The following is a 20,992-nucleotide window of genomic DNA, read 5'->3' as shown; positions in this document are numbered from 1 at the left end:
CGCCTTACAAAACTGTAAAGCGTATATTGCAAGAACGGACTGACCGCTACAAGTCGGAACTGACCGACTCAGGCTCTAGTTACACGCTTGGCAACAAGACATTAACAGAGTGCGAATTAGTCCTTGACTATGTTTGAATACATTTTAAGGAACAGGAACCATGAATACTGTTGCAGTCCTGAAATTAACATTACATCATGTTGTCGTTGGATACTTGGCAGGATTTCAGAGCGGAAAAAATATTCTGGTTTTCAGAGATTCTTTTCACTTGGATCAGCAACGTCCGACCTTGAGCTTGCTTACTTCCCCTTTATATCCTCAAGCGGATAAGATTTTAGAAAAGACCTATGTTACACATCAGCGCTTACACCCCTTGCTATCAAATCTGCTACCAGAAGGTGCATTACGCGAACTCATAGCACAAAGCCTCAAAATACATATAGACAATGAATTTCAGTTATTGGCAGCTTTAGGTCATGACTTACCTGGGGCACTGATTGCAACCCCAGTAGATCCAGAAGAAATCCCAGATGGAATAAAATTTAAGCTTCAGATCTCGAATCCAGATCAGATATTAAAACAAGAGATTCGGACAAATAATAAGTTTTCCTTGGCTGGCGTCCAAATGAAGTTTTCCATGAAAGCCAAAGATGGGCGTTTTACATTAGCACAGACAACGGAATCCAGCCTACTCGGTGATTGGATTGTCAAAACTCCTTCTACCAGACATGCTTTTGTTCCGCTGAATGAATACTCTATGATGATCCTTGCCAAAATGGTCGGAATAGATATCCCAGAGATTCGTTTGGTAGATATGGCACTCTTACAAGACCTTCCACCATTAAATCTACCCCAAGAGCAATATGCTTTTGCAATTAAGAGATTCGATAGGCAGAGTACTGCTAATACTACAGAGCTTATTCATATTGAAGATTTTGCTCAGATCTTTGGTTCATATCCACACCAGAAATACAGCACCACAAATTATGAGCAGATCGGTAAGATCATTTATCACTATTCAGATAACAAAATTTTTGATATTCAGCAATTTGCCAGCCGTTTACTCGTCAATATTTTACTCGCCAATGGAGATGCACACTTAAAGAACTGGAGTATGATTTATCACGATAAAACAACGCCAAGATTATCCCCTGCATACGATATATTGATGACAAGTGTATATATTGAAAATAAGCGTCATTTCGCCTTAAATCTTGCCAAAAATAAAGATTGGTATTTAGCTGAGATGAAACACTTTGAAGAATGGGCTGAAAAAGTCGGTGTTCCATGGCGTGTTATTGAAAAACAACTTCACGCGATCATGGACAAAGCACGGTCAGTATGGCCAGTGCTATTACTAGACTTACCTATGATTCCTGCTCATAAAGAAAAATTAAGAGAACATTGGAAAAAATTGCATCCAGACTTTCAGATACTTACAGATGATTAGGGTAATCTGAAACCAAACTAAAATTTCTCAAACAAGTTCATCACGTCATTTTCCGTCAGTTTCGCTTCGCCCTCATGATCGGTACTTAGAATAGAGTGTGCCAGTTCTGCTTTATTTTGCTGTAAGGCAAGAATTTTTTCTTCTATGCTTTTATTGGTAATCAGCTTATACACAAATACTGGCTTGTCCTGTCCAATCCGCCATGCACGATCTGAAGCTTGATCTTCAGCAGCAGGGTTCCACCATGGATCATAGTGAATGACCGTATCTGCGGCAGTTAGATTCAAACCGACCCCTCCTGCTTTCAGACTGATTAAAAATACCGGCACTTGTCCAGACTGAAACGCTGTAATGACTTCATCTCGCTTTTTGGTCTTTCCAGTCAGCTTCACATAGCCAATTTCTGCGTGATGGAACTGTTGTTCAATCAGTTCCAACATTGAGGTAAACTGAGAGAAGATAAGAATTTTTCGCCCCTCTTCCACCATTGGAACGACCATATCCATCAACTGTTCAAGTTTGGCAGAATGCGCCTGTCCAATTTTCACTGAATCCAGCTTTAGTAAGCTAGGATGGCAGCACACCTGACGTAGCTTCAGTAAGGCATCTAAAATTTGAATTTGACTACGTTTAAAGCCTTTTTCTGCCACAATTTTCTGAATGCTTGCCTGCATCGTGGCACGAACAGCCTCATATAACTTGGATTGCTGGTCATTCATATCAATATTGACTTCAATCGTGGTTTTTTCTGGCAACTCTTTGGCTACGTCAGTTTTCAAGCGACGTAAAATGAAGGGCTTAATCCGGTTGACCAACTTTTGTCTTAACTGCTCATCACCGCGCTTTTCAATCGGATGACGGTACTTTTTATTAAAAATTTCTTGTGAATATAAAAATCCTGGCATCAGGAAATAAAATAGTGCCCACAGTTCACCCAAATGATTTTCCATCGGGGTACCTGTTAGACACAAACGATGTCGTGCTTTTAATTGGCGTACTACCTGTGCAGCTTTGGCACGCGGATTTTTGATATTCTGCGCCTCATCCAAAATGAGTTGATGATATTCATATTGCTTTAGTTGTTCTTCATCTCTCGCTAGAAGCGGATAGGTGGTTAACACAATATCATAGTGCGGAATCTGCTCAAAATTCTGATGGCGGTCGGGCCCCTGTAGCAGCAATACCTTGAGCTCAGGGGTAAATTTCTCCGCTTCTTTGAACCAGTTATGCATCAGCGATGTGGGTGCAACAATTAAGGCGGGACTGTCCTGCAAATATCCAGCCTGCTTTTCCATGAGTAAATGGGCTAAAGTTTGTGCTGTTTTCCCCAAGCCCATATCATCTGCCAGAATCCCGCCATGCTGGGTTTCCCTTAAAAACTGTAACCAGCCTAAGCCCTGCTGCTGGTATGGACGCAACTCCCCCTGAAAACCTTGTGGTGTCGGCAGTTGTTGCTGATAGCCTTGTTTGAATTTCTGTACAAATTGCTGCAGGCGATCACTGACCTGCCATGTCATCCCAAGATTATGCTGCAATTCTAATAATTGACTCGCATCATAGCGATCAATACTGCGCTCTTCTTGCTGTAAAATGCTCTGCAGATGCAATAATACCGGCTTAATATCCCTAGCGGATAGCGCCAAATCAGGTTGATCAACTGCAGTTTTCACGGTGAAAATTTGACTGTCATGCAGATGAATAAAAGTCCGCGGATCAAGTAAATCAGGATTTACTCGCACCAAAGCTACGAGCGCATCAAGTAAATTATAAGAATTGCCTGCACTGTCTTGAACCGTCGCCCCGATATTGAACCAGTCCTGCTGGCCTTCAGATTCAGTGATAGAAATATTTAAATTTTCAACATATTGCAGGTTAAAGGGGCTGTGTTCCAGATGCTCTATCTGCCAGCCCATCAACTCAATTTGATTGATGGGCATCAGCTGTTTGATCCAGTCTCCATAGAAAGCAAAAACCATAGAATCGAGACGTTGTTTATCCAGTTTTAATTGCTGGTCATAACTAAGATCTTTCACCCACTTCAGTGATTCGACCAATAGCTGTAAACGCTGGATTGACTGTTGTTCCTGAACTAAGTCCCGAAGCTGTCGCACCATTTTGTCATGCTGCTCACCAATGAAACTGTCACCTGATGTACCTGCTTTAATTCGCCCGCCTGCATAGGAGAATTCAATTTCAGCACAAACAGACTCTTCCCATTTCCAATCAAATTTATCTAAAACACCGAAGCGTAAAATTGGCTGGGGACTACCCTCAAGGACATCAATATGCTGAATAGACTCGGGCTGAGGCAGATTTTTCACGTCTGAATATTGATGAGTCAGTTTCTCAAACTCTGGCAAGAGCATAGATGGAAGATCAGGCATCTGTAAAAAATGGTACAGAAGATTTGCCGTATATTCACCATATAACTGGCCCACCGTGTTCTGTTGAATATCCACATAACACGGTGGCTGGCTAGCGAGAATTTGGATATGTGGATTTGATTTTAAATCGAGTCGAATATCACCATTGACCAATTCAATATTTAAATGCTCTGTCTGTTTGTTTACACCTTGTTGCCAGATCAGTTCGATGTGATAGCCTTGTTCTGACCATTGAAGTGCAGTATGGCTCTTTTTTTGCCAGTACACATCGCCACTTTGAATAAAAGATTTGAAATGCTCCAATAAAATTCCGGAGATATCAAGATTGCTTTGATAAAAACGTTCGTCACTGTTTATTTTGGCATAATAATAAATCTGGTTAAATAATTGTCGTTTTTGTTCAGGTAAAGTCAGATGCTTTCTGGTGATATTTTCATATTGGGTATAATAACTTTCCCCCGCAATTGAGCCGTTTTTATTGCGTCTGGCCTTCTGAACATCAACTGTCAATTTCTTTAAGCTGACAGACTGATCTAACAGGTAAATTAAATAATTGTTTGTTTTGACAGATTGCTCTGGTTCAGTCTGTTGTAAATACCGTTTAAAATCATTCAACCAGCGCTGTGCCTGATCATCCCCCCGTAGGCGTTTTGCGATTCCCTGCGGGGATTGAGAGTCAGCATAACGCTGCTGAAATTCCTGGCGATATTCCTGAAAGAATAACCGCGCTAAAGCAGCAGCATGTTTACAGTTATATCCAACCGGACAAGTGCAGTCGTCATCGATTAAACGGTCTTTTTGGGGATTATAGGTAATTGCAGTATCGTAATAATCTGTCCCTTCAATTTGGGCATACATCGTAACCCCGTCTTTTTCCTCAAAGAACTCAATCGTTTCCCTATCAATGCGTTTAGCTTGACATACTCCCCCCACTTTCGTTTTCACTCAAGTGGGGGATTCTAAAAGCAAAGCTCTTAGGCGACTTCCTCACGGATTTCGCTTGCTTTCTGCTTCTTAGGGCGACCTTTACCGCATCCACCCTCCACAGACAAAACGGCATGTCCTGCCGACAATATATTACGAGATGCGTTTAAATCCGCATTCGCAACATAACCGCATCCGACACACTCAAATTTAGCTTGAGTTTGTCGGTTTTCTTTTGCTACATGACCACATTCACAGCAGGTTTGACTTGTGTACTTCGGATCAACTTTTACAAGTAATCCACCTCGCCATTGTTGCTTATATTCCAACATACTAACGAGCATGCCCCAACCTTGATCTAGGATTGATTTGTTTAAGCCTGACTTAGCTTTTACATTCTTTCCTTGATTTTCGATTGTGCCACTTGCTGACTTCGACATATTTGCTACTTTTAAATCCTCAACAGCAATCATTGCGTGGTTTTTGCTGAGCGTTGTAGTGATTTTTTGCAAGTAGTCATGACGAATATTGGCAATGTGATGATGTAGTTTATTGATTTTAAAATTCAGTTTTTTCCAATTTTGACTAAATTTAACTTTCTTTCTCTGCTTCCGTTGAAGTCTAGCTAATTTAATCTGATTGGTTTTAAAGCTATTGATCGGGTCAAAGACCTGACCATTTGAGGTAGTGATTAATTTCTTAACACCAAGATCAACACCAATCGCTGATTTTGATGGGTGGATCGGCATTTCAGTAAGTTCTGTTTCAGTACAGAATGAAACGTACCAACGTCCTGACACCTTACTGATCGTCACATTTTTTATTGTGCCTAGAATCTCTTGCGACTTCCTGAATTTAATAACACCTACGCCATTAGGGAGTTTGAGTTTATTTCCTTTAACCCAACAGTATTTATCGAATTGTACAAGGCGAATGGAATCATAACCGTCTGATTTTTTCTTAAATCTAGGCATAAGTGGGCGCAACTCAACCTCAGTACCATAAGCCAATTTAAAAAATTTAGGTTTCTTAGGTTTGCGCTTTTTTTCTTTTAGTCGAGCATGTTCTTTAGGGTTGAAAAACTTCCCCCATGCTGATGCAAGATCACGAACTTTTTGTTGAAGTGACACAGCATTTGAATTTCCATCTAAAAAGCTAAACTGAGGATTCTTTTTCAGTGCTGTTATCTTTTTTACTAGATTCACCGCATTAATGTGTTTATTTTGAGCAAACATTTCAAATGAAATTGCTAATATTTGATTCCAAACAAAGCGTGCAGAGCCAACGAGATTATTTAAAATAACCTCTTGCTCGACATTAGGCTCAAGCCTAAATTTATACGCTTTGTTGATTTTCATTAATGAGTGTGTATCTGTTAATATGGTGCTGATTCTAACATTTTAGGTATATTTTTTCAATGAGTGAGATATATAAAAACAGACATTCAGCCTTTAATCTTCATGTTCATTTAGTTTTTATAACGAAATATCGAAAAAAAATACTAGGTGAGTTGCATCATAAATATTTCAATGAGTGTGCAACTGAAATATGTAAAGATTTTGATGCTGAATTAAAGGAATGTAATGGTGAATCCGACCATGTTCACATGCTTATTCAGTATCCACCAACGGTACAGTTAAGCAAATTGGTTAATAATTTAAAGTCTGTAACAAGTAGAAGAATGCGAAATGAGTTTTTAGACTTGAGAGGGAATTATACAAAACCTGTTTTATGGTCAAGATCATATTTTGCAGGGTCTTGTGGTGGTGCGCCTTTGGAAATAATCAAACAATATATTCAGAATCAACAAGGTTGAAATTTGTGAAATTCACCTCCACCCTGACTGACGGGTGGAGTCCTCTTTCACTTGGAGATAGTAGCCGAACGGCCCAACCTGAGCATAACTTGGATTCACTCAAAAGGAATATTGTAAATAAAGACTACTTTTTGCATAAACATTCAAAGCCAAACCTCAATATGTCTACATCATCACAGCATGCATTTCCCACACATATTGACTGCGCATCAATTGCTTTAATTGTTTAAGGTCTTGATATTTTTCCAGTATCTCTTGCGCTCGAGCCAGTTTTTGTTGAACATGTCGATAGTCTTGCTCATATTTTCGATACAAATCCTGCACTTTAATTTTACGGTTAGAATATAAAAACTGACTCCAATTAAAAGAGTAAATAATGTCATCTACTTGCATTTGCAAAGTTTCTAACTGTTCTTCTAAAAGCAGGTTATACGCTTTTAATTGTTGATTGGCGAAAGACAAATTATGCTGCTGACCCAACTGAATTTGCAAATTTAACAATGTCAATAAATCATTGGCTTCATAAGCCTGATTGGCTTGCTGCATCAATACGGTTTTTTCTTGTTTTTTCTGCTCATCTTGCTCACGATCTGGGTGAATCCACGCTGTAATTTTTAAGTAAATCGCTTTAATGGACTGATTTGCTAGTTTCTTGGCTTCTTCACGCTGTTGCTGTTTTTTTGCTGCTTTGGCTTTTTCACGGGCAATTTGCTGTTCGGCAAAAGCTTTTTGCGCACTACTCAACTGACTTAAAAAATCCAGCTCCTCTTGTTCTTGCATTTTTTGTTCAAATTTTTTTATAAAGTCATCTAAATCTAATGGATCATGCTGAAAATCAAAAAAATCTAGATCTAGGTCATATTCTTCACAAAGAAAATGCTTCAAACTTTCTAGCTTGAGCTGTGCCAAGCGCTCTTGTTCAGACTCATCATGTTCAAAACTATTTTGTTCACATTGTTCAACATTTTCGTCTTCTGACTCTGTTGCTGTTTTAGCTTCAGATCTTAAATCCACATCATCTGTGTCTAGCAATTCAATATGATGCCCATAACTGTTCAGCAATTCTGTTAAAAACTGAACTTGTTCGGTAGACATCTGCTGCGAATCCAAAAGTTGTAAACTGAGTTGCTCAATTTTTTGATCCAGCTTAGTTTGCTGGGCTGCCGTCACTTTTTGTTGTTTTTGCTGAAGCAATTGTTGAATTTGCTGAAATACAACTTCACGCAATTGCGCATAAGTCGGTAAAATTTCACGGCTGGCACGTGCCTGAATATCGGCTTGTGCGGTCTGCCATTCATTCAAACGTAGCTGTTCCTGCTCAATTTTTTGGCATAGTTTCTGAAATTTTTTCTGTGGCGCAGAAAGTTTCTGCTCTGGCTCTAAAGTACTTTTCTGTAATTCCATCTTCAATCATATCGAACACATAAGTCTGAGCCGTATTTTAACCAACTTCTTACTCATTAAAAACGCCTTTGCCCATCACCACATCTTTTCTCATCCATAGTCTTTGACCTGAAACATCTTCAAGCAATTGATCTTCCATTCTATACAGCACATTACACACAGTTCGATTATCATAGGCAGCAATACGATTTTTCCAAATATTTAGGACAATACATGAGCACATTAACCTGTTTTAAAGCCTATGACATTCGCGGAAAATTGGGCACAGAACTCAATGAAGAGATTGCCTATAAAATTGGTCGTGCTTACGGACAAATTTACCAACCCAAAACCGTTGCGATTGGTTGCGATATTCGTCTTAGCAGCGAAGGCTTAAAGCAAGCCACCATTCGTGGTTTAAATGATGCAGGGGTCAATGTGCTCGACTTGGGAATGACAGGCACAGAAGAAGTTTATTTCGCGGCTTTTCATTTAGATGTGCAAGGTGGCATTGAAGTAACCGCCAGCCATAACCCCATGGACTACAACGGCATGAAGTTGGTACGCGAAAATGCGCGCCCGATTAGTGCCGATACAGGCCTAAAAGACATTCAGGCTTTGGCAGAATCAGGCGAATTCACCCCTGTTGAACACAAAGGCAGCACTCAAAGCTACAATATTTTGCCTGAATTTATTGAACATTTAATGACGTATATCGAGCCTAGCAAAATTCACCCAATGAAACTGGTCATGAATGCAGGCAATGGCGCTGCAGGACATGTGGTCGATGCGATTGAAGAAAAATTTAAAGCCCTGAATATCCCTGTTGAGTTTGTCAAAATTCATAATGATGCCGATGGCACCTTCCCCAATGGTATCCCGAATCCAATTTTAGTGGAAAACCGTGACAGTACTCGCAATGCCGTATTAGAGCATCAAGCCGACATGGGCATTGCGTGGGATGGTGACTTTGACCGCTGTTTCTTGTTCGATGAAAAAGGCCAGTTTATTGAAGGCTATTATATTGTCGGCTTATTGGCACAGGCGTTTTTGCTCAAACAAGCAGGCGAAAAAATCGTGCATGACCCACGCTTGGTTTGGAATACCTTTGATGTGGTCGCACAATATCAAGGTGAAGCAATTCAATCTAAATCTGGACATGCCTTTATTAAAGATGTGATGCGTGAGCACAATGCCGTTTACGGCGGTGAAATGAGCGCACACCACTATTTCCGTGATTTCGCCTATTGTGACAGCGGCATGATTCCCTGGTTATTGGTGCTTTCGGTATTGTCTGAAACAGGACAATCACTATCAAATCTAGTCGAAGAAATGATTGCCAAATTCCCATGTTCGGGGGAAATTAACTTTAAAGTGGCCGATACTCAAGCCACCATCCAAAAAATCTTTGAGCATTATGCTAGCCAAAACCCAGCAATTGACCAAACCGATGGCGTGAGTCTTGACTTTGGGGCATGGCGTTTGAATGTGCGTGCGTCAAATACTGAACCTTTATTGCGCTTAAATATTGAAAGCCGTCGTGACCACAATCCCCGCCCGATGCAGGACTATGTGGATGAGTTGACGCAATTGATTCAAGCTTAATCTGAAAAATTAAAATAATATAAACAATGGGAGTCAAAACTGACTCCCATTTTATATGCCCTAAATTTTGTGGCTGAGTGTATGGCTAGAATGATTAATTTTGACGATAACCATTCGGATTCTGCTTTTGCCAGTTCCAGCTATCAGTCAACATATCTTCTAGGCCATATTGTGGTGTCCAGCCCAGTTCTTGCAAGGCGCGGCTATTATCTGCAAAAGATATCGCCACATCGCCTTCACGACGTGGTGCAAACTCAAATGGAATCTGCACACCATTGACCTGTTCAAAAGTATTCTTCACTTGCAGCACCGAAATTCCATTACCCGTACCAATATTCCAAGCACGGCAACCCTGGGCAGTCAAACGGTTATTCAAGGCACATAAATGCGCGTTGGCCAAATCGACCACATGAATATAATCTCGCACACCAGTACCATCTGGTGTGGCATAATCCTGCCCAAAAATTGACAGTTTTTCACGACGTCCCACCGCCACTTGGGTCACATAAGGCATTAAATTATTTGGAATACCTTGTGGGTCTTCACCTATGCAGCCACTTTTATGTGCCCCCACAGGATTAAAATAACGCAATAGCGCAATCGACCAACGTGCATCGGCAAGGGCTGCTTTTTGTAAAAGCTGTTCTACAATTAGTTTGGTATAGCCATAGTTATTGCTTGGCATGCCCGTTGGCATCTCTTCATGTAACGGCGAAATATTGGCTTCATCATATACTGTAGCCGATGAACTAAACACCAGTTTAAACACATGCGCGCGTTGCATCGCCTGGATCAAGCTAATTGAACCCGCAATATTGTTGTCAAAATAGCTCAGTGGAATTTGTTGGCTTTCTCCCACTGCTTTGAGTCCTGCAAAATGAATCACTGCATCAATTTGATGTGCAGCAAACACAGCATCCAAAGCAGCAGCATCACGAATATCACCCTGAATAAACTGCAAGGTTTTGCCCGTCAGTTGCTGCACCCGCGCCAATGACTCTGCCGAGCTATTGGACAAATTATCTAGCACCACCACGCTGTGCCCTGCATTCAGCAACTCAACACAGGTATGTGAACCGATATAGCCCGCACCGCCTGTGACTAAAATATTAGCCATCTATTTTTCCTAATAAAATTTTTAATAAACCTTGGGTCGATGCATCTAATGCCGATAAATCCTGTTGCTGCCCATTTAAAATAGGCAAGAGCTGATTAGCAATTTCCTTGCCTTTTTCTACGCCCCATTGGTCAAAAGGATTGATATTCCACAATACTGATTGCACAAAAACTTTATGTTCATAAAGGGCAATCAACATGCCTAAGCTATACGGATTGAGTTCTTGCAATAAAATACTGCTACTTGGCTGATTACCACTGTACTGCTTATATGCCGCTAAGCCATCTAATTCCTGCTGATCTAAAGCCTGATTACCAAAGGCCAAAAGCCGCGACTGCGCCAAGCAGTTGGACAAGGCCAAATGATGCTGCTCTACCAAAGCCTCAGCATTTTCAGCATAGGTAAATTGATTGGCATTATAACGCTGCACAGGGGCAATAAAATCACAGCTGACCGCATGTGTCCCTTGATGCAACAATTGATAGAACGCATGCTGTGCATTCGGCCCGACCTCACCCCAAACAATCGGGCAAGTATCGACGCTCACCGCCTCGCCATTACGCTGAATCGACTTGCCATTCGATTCCATTTCTAATTGCTGTAAATACGAAGCGAAGTATTTTAAACGTCCATCATAAGGCAAGACCGCATGAGTCTGAATATTTAGGAAATTATTATTCCACACCCCCAGCAAGCCCATCAGCACTGGGATGTTCTGATCAAATGCAGCCGTTTGAAAATGCTGATCAACCGCATGTGCACCTGCTAAAAACCGCTGAAAACCCGCAACGCCAATGGTCAGGGCAATCGGTAAGCCAATACACGACCATAACGAATAGCGACCACCCACCCAATCCCACAGCAAGAGCTGATTTTCAGGACAAATGCCCCAAGCGGTCATTTTATCTGCTTTGGTCGACACTCCAATAAAGTGATGTTTCAGAATTTGCGCATGTGTACCCAAGGCCTTTTCCAGCCATTGTTTCACCGTTTGCGCATTGGATAAGGTATCAATGGTGCCAAAAGACTTGGAAGAAATAATAAATAAAGTGGTTTCAGGACGCAGACGATGCAGCAATTCGGATAGCTGGCTGCCATCCATGGTAGACACAAAATGTACATTTAGTGGTTTTTCAGTTGCCACTTTAAAATCAGATAAGGCTTGGGTCACCATCAACGGGCCTAAATCTGAGCCACCCACACCAATATTGACCACATCCTGAATCACTTCACCCGTGGCACCACGGTATTGGCCTGCATGGATTTTTTCCACCAAGGCATACATACGCTCAAGCTGGGTATGCACTTGCTCAGTCAATGCAGCGTAAGCATCGGTCTGATCGGAAGCACTTGCTGCTGGGCTGATCGCAGGCAAACGCAAGGCCCAATGCATCGCATCGCGGTGTTCGGTATAGTTGATTTTCTCTGAGGCCGTTGCCGTTGAAAATAAACGTTGAATCCACTCAGCAAGCTGACTCTGCTGTGCAAACTGAACCAGGGTCTCTAACACCTTGGCGTCAATCCGATGCTTGCTATAGTCAAACAGCACACTGTCCAAAGCCACCGAGAAACGCTGAAAACGCTGCGGATCTTGAGCAAATAGCTGATTTAAATGCAGCTGCTGAAACTGTTGCTGTAATTGTTGTAACTGTGGCAAGGCATTGTCACTTTGGGAGAACGAGTTTTGCGTCTGTGGCATTGTGCTACGAATCATTAGCGACCGACTCCCATATAAGCAAAACCTTGTGCCTTCACAAATTCAGGATCATAAATATTGCGACCATCCAAAATCAGTGGATGCTGCATCTGCTTTAATAAAGTTGGATAATCCAAACTCCAATATTGTTTCCACGCAGTCAACACACATAATGCCGATGCCCCCTCTACCGCTTGATATTGGTCTGCGCATAAAATCAGATCATCACGCTGACCATACTGTGCCACAATTTCAGGCAAGGCTTGTGGGTCATGCAATTTGACTGTCACACCCTGCGCCCACAAAGCAGGCAACATCACATGAATGGGAGAATGTTGCACCCGTGCAGTATTTTCTTTAAAAGCCGCGCCCCAAATCGCCACAGTTTTGCCGTTTAAATCGCCCTGATAATAATTCCAAAGCTTTCTAAACAAGAGTTCTTTTTGTTGTTCGTTAATGTCCCAGACCTGCGCCAACAGCTGACTTTTCACCCCTGTGGTCGATACGGTACTGGCAAGGGTCAAAATATCATGACTAAAGTTTTCACCACCAAACCCCGCACCAGGATACATATACGATGCACCAATACGGCTATCTGCCGCCATGCCTTGACGTACATGTTCAATATCAATCCCAAGTTTTTCTGCCACCACTGCCAAGTCATTGATATAACTGATACGAGTCGCCAACATGCCTGAAATACTCAGTTTGGTAAATTCTGCATCCAACACGGGCATAAACAGATATTGCTGTGCACGGGGAAATAAAGGGCGGAGTAATTCTTTGAGTTTGACTTGTGCACGTTCATTTTCACAACCCACCGTGAGTTGCTGTGCACGGGTCATACTTTGAATAGCATTGCCCTCTTGAATCATGTCGGGCAAATACATCCAGTCATCTTGTGGCAAGATTTTTTGCAGGCGCTGTGTGCCATTTAAACCCAAAGTCGAGGCATTGATCATCAATTTAGGGTGAATGATCGGACGTTGTTGCAACTGCCCCAAAACGGTTAAGGCGTGTGCTTCTTCAGTCGGGTTCAAACTGAGTAGATACACATCCACATCTAAAGGCAATGCAGCAAAATCACAATAGTGTAAAAAGCCCTTGCTGCATTGTTGTTGTAATAACAGGCTCAAGGCTTGGTCTTGAAAGCTGAGATGTTGCTGTTCGAGTGGATGGGCAACATCCTGAAAGATATCGCACCAAGAGACTTGATGCCCACATTCTGCCAAGAGTGCAGACATCACGCCTGCATAGAGGGTTTTTCCAAAGACTGCGACTTTCAAAATGTGTTCCTGCGGTATTGGGTTAACAGTGTTATTTTGTTTCTATCTTGAGAGGAATTTTCATCACCCTCAATTTTTACACCTTAAGACTCTAGCTTTAATTCTTCAATCAAGGCTTTAAAATCATCGCCTAACTTTGGATGATCTAGCCCATAATGCAACACTGCTTTTAAGTAACCCAACTTACTGCCACAGTCAAAAGTCTGACCTTGCATACGGTAAGCTTCCACCACACTATTTTGCTGCAACATGGCAATGGCATCGGTCAATTGAATTTCATTGCCTGCCCCTTTAGGGGTGTTTTCGAGCAAGGTCATAATTTCTGCAGGCAAGACATAACGCCCCACCACCGATAAATTAGAAGGTGCCGTGCCTACTGCAGGTTTTTCGACAATGCCTTGCATCACGGCACTTTCACCTTCTGCGGGTGCAGCGGCTACATCGACAATACCGTATTGATCGACCAGATGATCTGGTACTGCTTCAACCATAATCTGTGCAGCATTGCTTTGCTCAAAACGCTGAATCATGCGTGCCAAGTCATTTTGTGCAGCATCATCTTTAACCAATACATCGGGTAACAGCACTGCAAAGGCATCATTGCCCACTACAGATTTAGCACATAAAACCGCATGCCCTAAGCCTAAAGGTTGTGGCTGACGTACACTCACCACACTGACATGTGCAGGTAAAATTTCGGTAATTTCTTTGAGCAAATCTAGTTTTTGTTTTTGCTCCAAAGTTGTTTCTAACTCAAAGTTACGGTCAAAGTAGTTTTCAATGGAGGCTTTAGAGGAATGGGTCACCAAAATAATTTGCTCAATCCCTGCTGCCACTGCTTCGCGCACCACATATTCAATCGCAGGACGATCGACCACAGTCACCATTTCTTTAGGGATAGATTTACTGGCAGGCAGAAAACGGGTGCCTAAACCTGCAACGGGTAAAATGGCTTTTTTAATCATCTCAGATACCTAATTTCACACAAATTTTTTAGTTAAATTTTACTCATCAACAAGTTGAACTGACTTACTTCAACTTAGTTTTTGAAATTTAGTTCACCTTAATTTCTGTCCCACGCACATAACCATCCACATAGTGTTCAAGCTGTGCTAAAGCCCAGTCGATATCACTTTGAATTGCGGTTAAGTCATGCATACGCTCAAACACCATCAGCAATTCATCCAACGGATACATTTTTTCATAAGAACGCAAAATACGACTGTGCTGGGTCACTTCGGTATTATCGGCATCAATCAACAATTCTTCGTAAAGTTTTTCGCCTGGGCGTAAGCCTGAATATTGGATTTCAATATCACCTTCCTGGCTGCCTGTTTCTCGTACTTTTAAACCACTTAGTGCAATCATTTGACGGGCCAAGTCCTGAATGCGAACAGGCTCCCCCATATCCAGCAGGAATACATCGCCCCCCTGACCTAAAGCACCCGCCTGAATGACCAATTGTGAGGCTTCTGGAATGGTCATAAAGTAACGGGTGACTTCAGGATGAGTCACGGTAATGGGTCCACCTTTGGCAATTTGCTGTTTAAACAACGGCACCACCGAACCCGATGAACCCAAGACATTCCCAAAACGGACAATGCTAATTTGGGTCTGATCTTGCGCTTCTGCCATCGCCTGACAATACAATTCTGCCATACGTTTAGACGCCCCCATGACATTGGTTGGACGCACGGCTTTATCGGTAGATATGAGTACAAAGGTTTCTACACCTGTTTTGACCGCTGCATTTAAGCTAAATGCCGTACCAATGGCGTTGTTTTTCAAACCTGCCAATGGGTTACATTCTACCAAGGGCACGTGTTTGTAAGCAGCCGCATGGTACACCGTCTGAACCCTATACTGTTCCATCACTCGCTCTAGTTTGGCCTGCTCTAGCACTGAACCTAAAATTGGGATAATCGTGACATCGCTATTTAAGCGTAATTCTTTGTCAATGCTATATAAAGCAAACTCAGTTAGTTCATAAATCACCAAGGCTTTGGGTTTATTTTTGACAATTTGGCGACACAGTTCAGAACCAATGGAACCACCCGCGCCTGTGACCAAGACCATTTTGTCTTGAATATTTTTAGCCAACAGTTCGGGTACTGGCGGCACAGGGTCACGCCCGAGCAAGTCAATAATATCGACTTCCTGAATATCCGATACGCGAATTTCACCATCGACCAGTTTGGTTAATCCTGGAATTTCGGTAATTTTAATATGTGCAGGTTCTAAGAATTTGACGATCTCGCTTTTACGCATCCGCCCGACAGAAGGCAGTGCAATCAAAATTTCATCAATATGCTTTTTCGGCATGACTTTTAATGCTGTTTCTGCATCATAGACTTTTAAACGGCCCAACTGCTGCCCAGTGAGTGAGGGATCATCATCTATAAATAATACGGGTAAGTGTTCATCGGAATTGTAGAGTGCTGCTGCAATTTGCTGACCTGCATTGCCTGCACCATAAATCGCCACACGTTTTTTTTGTACATCGGCCTGTAAATAAGAACGCACGATAAAGCGAATAAAACCGCGGCTAAACCAAACCCATGCGAACATGAGAAATCCGAACATGAGCGGAATAGAAGTGGGGATAAAGGCATCGGTAAAATAAGCCAGCGCATACAACCCTGCCACCGTCAAAGAAGTGCCCAACCCCAATTTGACCATAAACAGTTCGCTGTAGGTGCGCACAATAAAGCGATATACCCCAAAAATAAACAGCGATACAACGGCAATCACACTTACCCATACCGAACCAAAAGCCAAGTTGGGCACCACTTCTGCGCCTAAATCAAACTGGCGGATGACATAACATAGCCACAGCAAGACAGGAAATACACAAAAGTCCAGCACCATTAAAAATGCGAGTTTGACTAAGCGGGGGGATTCTACAGCAGGTTCGATAATGGATTTCACGGAATGAGGCTTCTCAATTTTTTTACTGAGGATGTTTTGGATGAGACATCTTAAAACAACGTTCAGTTCACACTATTTTTATAAAAGTAAGATATATGACTTTGCAATATTTTACTCTAGTTTCAGTTTAAGAATTAGATGACTCTATCGCACTGCAATAGCCGAATGATGTAAAGCTACAACAACCAACCTAATGCAGCCCTTTGCGCGCTATCACAAGATGAAGATCACCACTTGAGGGCTGCATCACAAGTATGGCTTAGCCTGCCATCTGTTGTATCACCTGCTGAATGGCTGCAATGGTTTTTTCTATGCTGTCATTGCTTAAATTTGGATGAACCAAGAACATTAAACTGGTTTCGCCCAATTGCTGTGCATTGACCAAACGCTGTTCAGGTCGCCATGCTGTACCATCAAAGGCGTGTTCTAAATACACTTCTGAACATGAACCGCTAAAACAAGGTACATTCAGGGCATTAATTTCCTCCATGATACGATCACGTGACCAACCTGCAGGTAACTGTTCGCTATTGACCTGCACATAGCACTTGTAGTTGGCATGTACATAGTCACTGTCTGGATAGTGCACAGTAAAATATGGACTGTCCTGAAAGACTGCCAAAATGCGCTGTGCATGCTCGGTACGTTTTTGTGTCCATTCTGGCATGCGCTGTAATTGTATACGTCCAATCACGGCTTGCATTTCCATCATGCGCCAGTTAGTACCAAATGAGTCATGTAACCAGCGAAACCCTGGTGGATGTTGTTTGTGATAAATGCTGTCGTAATTTTTACCATGGTCTTTATACGACCACATTTTTTTCCATAGCTGTTCATCATTGGTGGTGACCATTCCACCTTCGCCACCTGTGGTCATAATTTTGTCCTGACAGAACGACCACGCACCAATATGTCCTATTGAGCCTGCAGATTTGCCTTTGTACATCGCACCATGCGCTTGGGCACAGTCTTCAATCACATATAGACCCTTTTCTTTTGCCAGTTGCATAATCGGGTCCATATCACACATCCAGCCTGCCAAATGCACACAAATAATGGCTTTGGTATTTGGAGTCAGTACCGCTTCAATGGTACGGGCAGAAATGTTTTGTGAATCGAGTTCTACATCTGCAAAAATTGGGTTTGCACCTGCTGTAACTATGGAGCTTGCCGAAGCTAAAAAGGTGCGTGAAGTGACAATCACGTCATCACCCGCGCCAATATTCAGGGCTTTTAGTGCAATATCCAAAGCGACAGTACCGTTGGCAAGTGCCACGGCATATTGGGTTTGCGCAAATTGGGCAAATTCTTTTTCAAATTTGCGGCATTCTTGCCCTGTCCAGTAGTTAACTTTGTTGGACAGTAAAACTTGAGATACGGCATCTGCCTCTTGTTGAGTAAAGCTTGGCCATGGTTCAAATGCAGTATTTAACATGCTTTATCCTAAAATATTAATCGTATTCGTCTTAAAAAATTAGTTCTTTTTCAACAATCGCGCAGGGTTACCAACAACGGTCACACCTGCAGGTACACTTTTAGTCACTACTGCGCCCATACCAACCACCGCCCCCCGACCAACAATTAAAGGTTGGTCTGGCGTACCCTGTTTGATCACCGCACCCGCACCAATATAGGCATGGTCATGAATGTGAATATTGCCATTACACTGAACCCCTGGGGCAAAAGTCACAAAGTCACCAATCACACAATCATGTTCTACATAGCTATATAAGTTGGCATGAAAGCATTTACCAATTTTTATATTTGAGGTAATGCTCACAAAAGGGCTGAGTGCTGCACCTGCGGCAATTTCAACCTCATCCATCAGTACGACATTATCTGCCTGAACACTCCAGAGCTCAATTGCATCTTGTTCAAGTTGTCTTGAAATTTTTTCACGTACTTGACTATTGGCAATGGCAATCAACACCTGTTTTTGAGTCGCTGGGTGTGCTTTAAATGCCGCATAATTCATGGCGCGGTGTGAATTAATTATGGCTTCTGCACTTAAGCCGTCATCAATAAAGACAATTTCAGCCTTTATACCAGCGCGTTTTAATTGTGCTCTGGCAACCGGCATTAGACTTCGACCGCAGCCCGATGCGCCATAAACAGCATAGAGATCAGTCATGCTGTTGATCCGATTGTGTACCTGTAAATTTAGTCATAGTCGCTTCGCCTGCTTCGTTAATATCATCTTTGGCAAGTACTTTTTCTACTGTTTTTAGCATAATTTTAAAATCTAACCAGACTGATTGATTTTCGACATACCACGTATCGAGTTTAAATTTTTCTTCCCAACTAATGGCATTACGTCCATTGACCTGTGCATGCCCTGTCATACCTGGGCGGACTAAATGGCGTTTGGCTTGTTCTTGGTTATATAATGGTAAGTATTCCATGAGTAGTGGGCGTGGTCCGACGATGCTCATATCGCCCTTAATGACATTCCAGAGTTCTGGCATTTCATCCAGACTACTAGAACGCAACATTTTACCAAACGGAGTTAATCGCTCACTGTCTGGTAAGGGGTTGCCTTGAGCATCTACGGCGTCTTTCATACTGCGAAATTTAATCATTTCAAAAGGTTTGCCGTGTAAACCTGGGCGTACCTGACGAAATAAAACAGGCGAACCTAGATTTTTTTTCACTTTATGTGCCACATAAAAATACAATGGTGACAGTAAAATCAGGGCAATAGAAGCAATAATAATATCGAGGAGGCGTTTTAGCATTTTGAACTCGAAGTGTTTAGATGATTACGTTTATGATGTATAGAATAAATTACTATAAAAAGTATCAGACACCATATAAGTGGTAGTCTAAGTATAGATGATGGAATCCATACCAGCCAACAAAACAAAATTACACTGAAGATAAAAAATATTTTTTGATTTAACGTTAAAAATTTATTTTTAAAAATTATCCAGAAAGAGTAAAATATCAAGCCTAATAAAGCAATAAAAGAAAAAAGACCAAATGCCAAATACATTTCTATAAAGAAACTATGGGGATTTCTATAACCCAATGAATAGCTTAAAGGATTTAAATTAAAGTATTCTTGATAATTTCGTGGACCATATCCAACCCATAAAATTTTAAAATTTTCAAAAAATTTTTTATAAATTTCAGTTCTATAAGTGACTGAATTATCTTCATCCAAAGCAAATATTGCTAATTCAAGCCTTACTATAGAACGCTCTAGCCAATTAAAATTAACTAAGAAATTAAAAATTGGTTTTAAAAAATTAGGATTAAAGAGAAAACTAGAAAACCCTATACCTAAAATAGAATATAAAACTTTAATATAAGATTTTGAATTCAAGAATAATACTAAAAATAGAATAGTAATATATCCCACAATAGCGGCACGTGAGGCACTAACAAAAACCACTACTCCCAATAATAGTACTAAAAAATAACCTAAAGCTTTAATTTTTTTATTATGTTCATTTAGAATAAAAAAGAAAGTAATTAATGCACTAAAACATGTCGAGACTACAGCTTGATCGTTAGTATTAAAGAAAAACCCCTTAAAAGCACCTTCCGATACTTCCAACTCTTCATTGCCGATAACTAATTGAACCTTAAATATCAACTCTAAAAAAAACCCTATTAAAATAATCGAAGATAAAAACACTAAAAACTGTCTAATTTTTATTAAACAATTATCTTCAAAGTATATAACCCCATAAAAAAATAAAGAAATAAAAAAATAAAAAAAAGAATAATCTAATAAATTTTCAATACTAAAATTAAGTATTAAAGAGTTAAATGAAAGTAAGCACATGATAAGTGAAAACACTAAAATAATAAAAGTATCTTTAGATAATTTATTAAAAAAAATGCCAACTATACTTAGCACAAGAAATAAAGGCATGAGTGCAGTGTCAAGTCTAGGAATACCTATTTTTGTAGATAAAGATGGTCCTACTAAAATTAGGCTAGAACTAACATAAAGTAATAAACCATATAATTGATGTTGAGCTATTTTCATCTATTTATCACTAAGAATAAGTTTATCAACTAAATGAGAAATTTCATTATAAGAAATATCTCTTAGAAATCTTTCTTTTGCAATATTTTGATTTACTAAGGACATTTTCTCTAAAGTTTCACGATCTTGTGATAACCTAATTAACTGTTTAGCTAAATCGGCAGCATTATTTGCACAATATTGCACCCCACCGCCCAAAGCTAGCAATTCCTTAACTTCTTCAGATTGCTGACAACTTATAATAGGTAACCCACAGCAAAAATAATCTGATAGTTTATTAGGGCTTTGTTGCACAAACCTATCTGTAAAGGCTTTTTCAGCGATATAATTTTCAAATGAAGAAGCCTACACACAAAATCTACCGCACAACCAATTGGCCCGCATATAACCGAGCACTCATGAGTCG

The 20,992-nt window shown here is 40.9% G+C and carries 16 protein-coding genes; 3 read left to right on the top strand and 13 right to left on the bottom strand.

The genetic code is table 11. The features are described from left to right. Positions 1-160: 160 nt before the first annotated feature. Positions 161-1,450, top strand: a complete 1,290-nt coding sequence (locus tag FTT91_RS13430; protein WP_180169624.1) for a type II toxin-antitoxin system HipA family toxin — start codon at positions 161-163, stop codon at positions 1,448-1,450. 17 nt (positions 1,451-1,467) lie between these two features. Here FTT91_RS13430 and FTT91_RS13425 read toward each other — a convergent pair whose 3' ends face one another. Beyond that, positions 1,468-4,692 (bottom strand): DEAD/DEAH box helicase, encoded by a 3,225-nt coding sequence (locus FTT91_RS13425; protein ID WP_180169623.1) that lies wholly within the window; start codon positions 4,690-4,692, stop codon positions 1,468-1,470. 116 nt (positions 4,693-4,808) lie between these two features. Further along, on the bottom strand, positions 4,809-6,116 hold the full coding sequence (locus FTT91_RS13420) for an RNA-guided endonuclease TnpB family protein (RefSeq protein ID WP_180169622.1): 1,308 nt from the start codon (positions 6,114-6,116) through the stop codon (positions 4,809-4,811). 59 nt (positions 6,117-6,175) lie between these two features. Here FTT91_RS13420 and tnpA point away from each other — a divergent pair, with 59 nt between their 5' ends. Beyond that, positions 6,176-6,574: an IS200/IS605 family transposase gene (tnpA, locus tag FTT91_RS13415; protein WP_004970281.1), complete on the top strand. Its 399-nt coding sequence runs from the start codon at positions 6,176-6,178 to the stop codon at positions 6,572-6,574. A gap of 165 nt (positions 6,575-6,739) precedes the next feature. On the opposite strand, the gene FTT91_RS13410 is transcribed toward tnpA, so the two are convergent. Then, positions 6,740-7,978, bottom strand: coding sequence for a hypothetical protein (locus tag FTT91_RS13410; protein ID WP_180169621.1), 1,239 nt, complete (start codon positions 7,976-7,978; stop codon positions 6,740-6,742). 213 nt (positions 7,979-8,191) lie between these two features. On the opposite strand from FTT91_RS13410, the gene FTT91_RS13405 reads away from it, so the two are divergent. Next, positions 8,192-9,562 carry a phosphomannomutase CpsG gene (locus tag FTT91_RS13405; RefSeq protein WP_180169620.1) on the top strand — a complete coding sequence of 457 codons (1,371 nt, stop codon included), beginning with the start codon at positions 8,192-8,194 and terminating at the stop codon, positions 9,560-9,562. Positions 9,563-9,656: 94 nt separating this feature from the next. Here the strand turns inward: FTT91_RS13405 and galE are convergent, their stop codons facing one another. The 10 genes from galE to FTT91_RS13355 all read right to left on the bottom strand — a co-directional run bounded on the left by galE (position 9,657) and on the right by FTT91_RS13355 (position 20,880). Next, a complete protein-coding gene (galE, locus tag FTT91_RS13400; protein WP_180169619.1) occupies positions 9,657-10,679 on the bottom strand; it encodes a UDP-glucose 4-epimerase GalE in 1,023 nt (340 codons plus the stop codon). After that, positions 10,672-12,378, bottom strand: coding sequence for a glucose-6-phosphate isomerase (gene pgi / locus FTT91_RS13395; protein ID WP_180169625.1), 1,707 nt, complete (start codon positions 12,376-12,378; stop codon positions 10,672-10,674). Before pgi ends, galE begins: the two co-directional genes overlap by 8 nt. Positions 12,379-12,392: 14 nt before the next feature. After that, positions 12,393-13,661, bottom strand: a complete 1,269-nt coding sequence (locus tag FTT91_RS13390; protein ID WP_180169618.1) for a nucleotide sugar dehydrogenase — start codon at positions 13,659-13,661, stop codon at positions 12,393-12,395. Between the two features lie 83 nt (positions 13,662-13,744). Next, a complete protein-coding gene (gene galU, locus FTT91_RS13385; protein ID WP_180169617.1) occupies positions 13,745-14,626 on the bottom strand; it encodes a UTP--glucose-1-phosphate uridylyltransferase GalU in 882 nt (293 codons plus the stop codon). A gap of 88 nt (positions 14,627-14,714) precedes the next feature. Next, positions 14,715-16,589 carry a nucleoside-diphosphate sugar epimerase/dehydratase gene (locus tag FTT91_RS13380; RefSeq protein ID WP_180169616.1) on the bottom strand — a complete coding sequence of 625 codons (1,875 nt, stop codon included), beginning with the start codon at positions 16,587-16,589 and terminating at the stop codon, positions 14,715-14,717. Between the two features lie 259 nt (positions 16,590-16,848). Further along, positions 16,849-18,024: a DegT/DnrJ/EryC1/StrS family aminotransferase gene (locus FTT91_RS13375; RefSeq protein ID WP_180169615.1), complete on the bottom strand. Its 1,176-nt coding sequence runs from the start codon at positions 18,022-18,024 to the stop codon at positions 16,849-16,851. 39 nt (positions 18,025-18,063) lie between these two features. Further along, a complete protein-coding gene (locus FTT91_RS13370; protein WP_180169614.1) occupies positions 18,064-18,720 on the bottom strand; it encodes an acetyltransferase in 657 nt (218 codons plus the stop codon). Then, the gene (locus FTT91_RS13365) at positions 18,713-19,324 is read right to left on the bottom strand and encodes a sugar transferase (protein WP_180169613.1); all 612 of its coding nucleotides are present in this window, start codon (positions 19,322-19,324) and stop codon (positions 18,713-18,715) included. Before FTT91_RS13365 ends, FTT91_RS13370 begins: the two co-directional genes overlap by 8 nt. Further along, positions 19,318-20,586: an O-antigen ligase gene (locus FTT91_RS13360; protein ID WP_180169612.1), complete on the bottom strand. Its 1,269-nt coding sequence runs from the start codon at positions 20,584-20,586 to the stop codon at positions 19,318-19,320. Before FTT91_RS13360 ends, FTT91_RS13365 begins: the two co-directional genes overlap by 7 nt. After that, positions 20,587-20,880, bottom strand: a complete 294-nt coding sequence (locus tag FTT91_RS13355) for a glycosyltransferase (protein WP_180169611.1) — start codon at positions 20,878-20,880, stop codon at positions 20,587-20,589. Between the last annotated feature and the right edge of the window lie 112 nt (positions 20,881-20,992).

Source organism: Acinetobacter sp. YH12021 (assembly GCF_013420145.1).
Lineage (GTDB): Bacteria > Pseudomonadota > Gammaproteobacteria > Pseudomonadales > Moraxellaceae > Acinetobacter > Acinetobacter towneri.
This window is presented reverse-complemented; position numbering and strand designations above follow the sequence as displayed.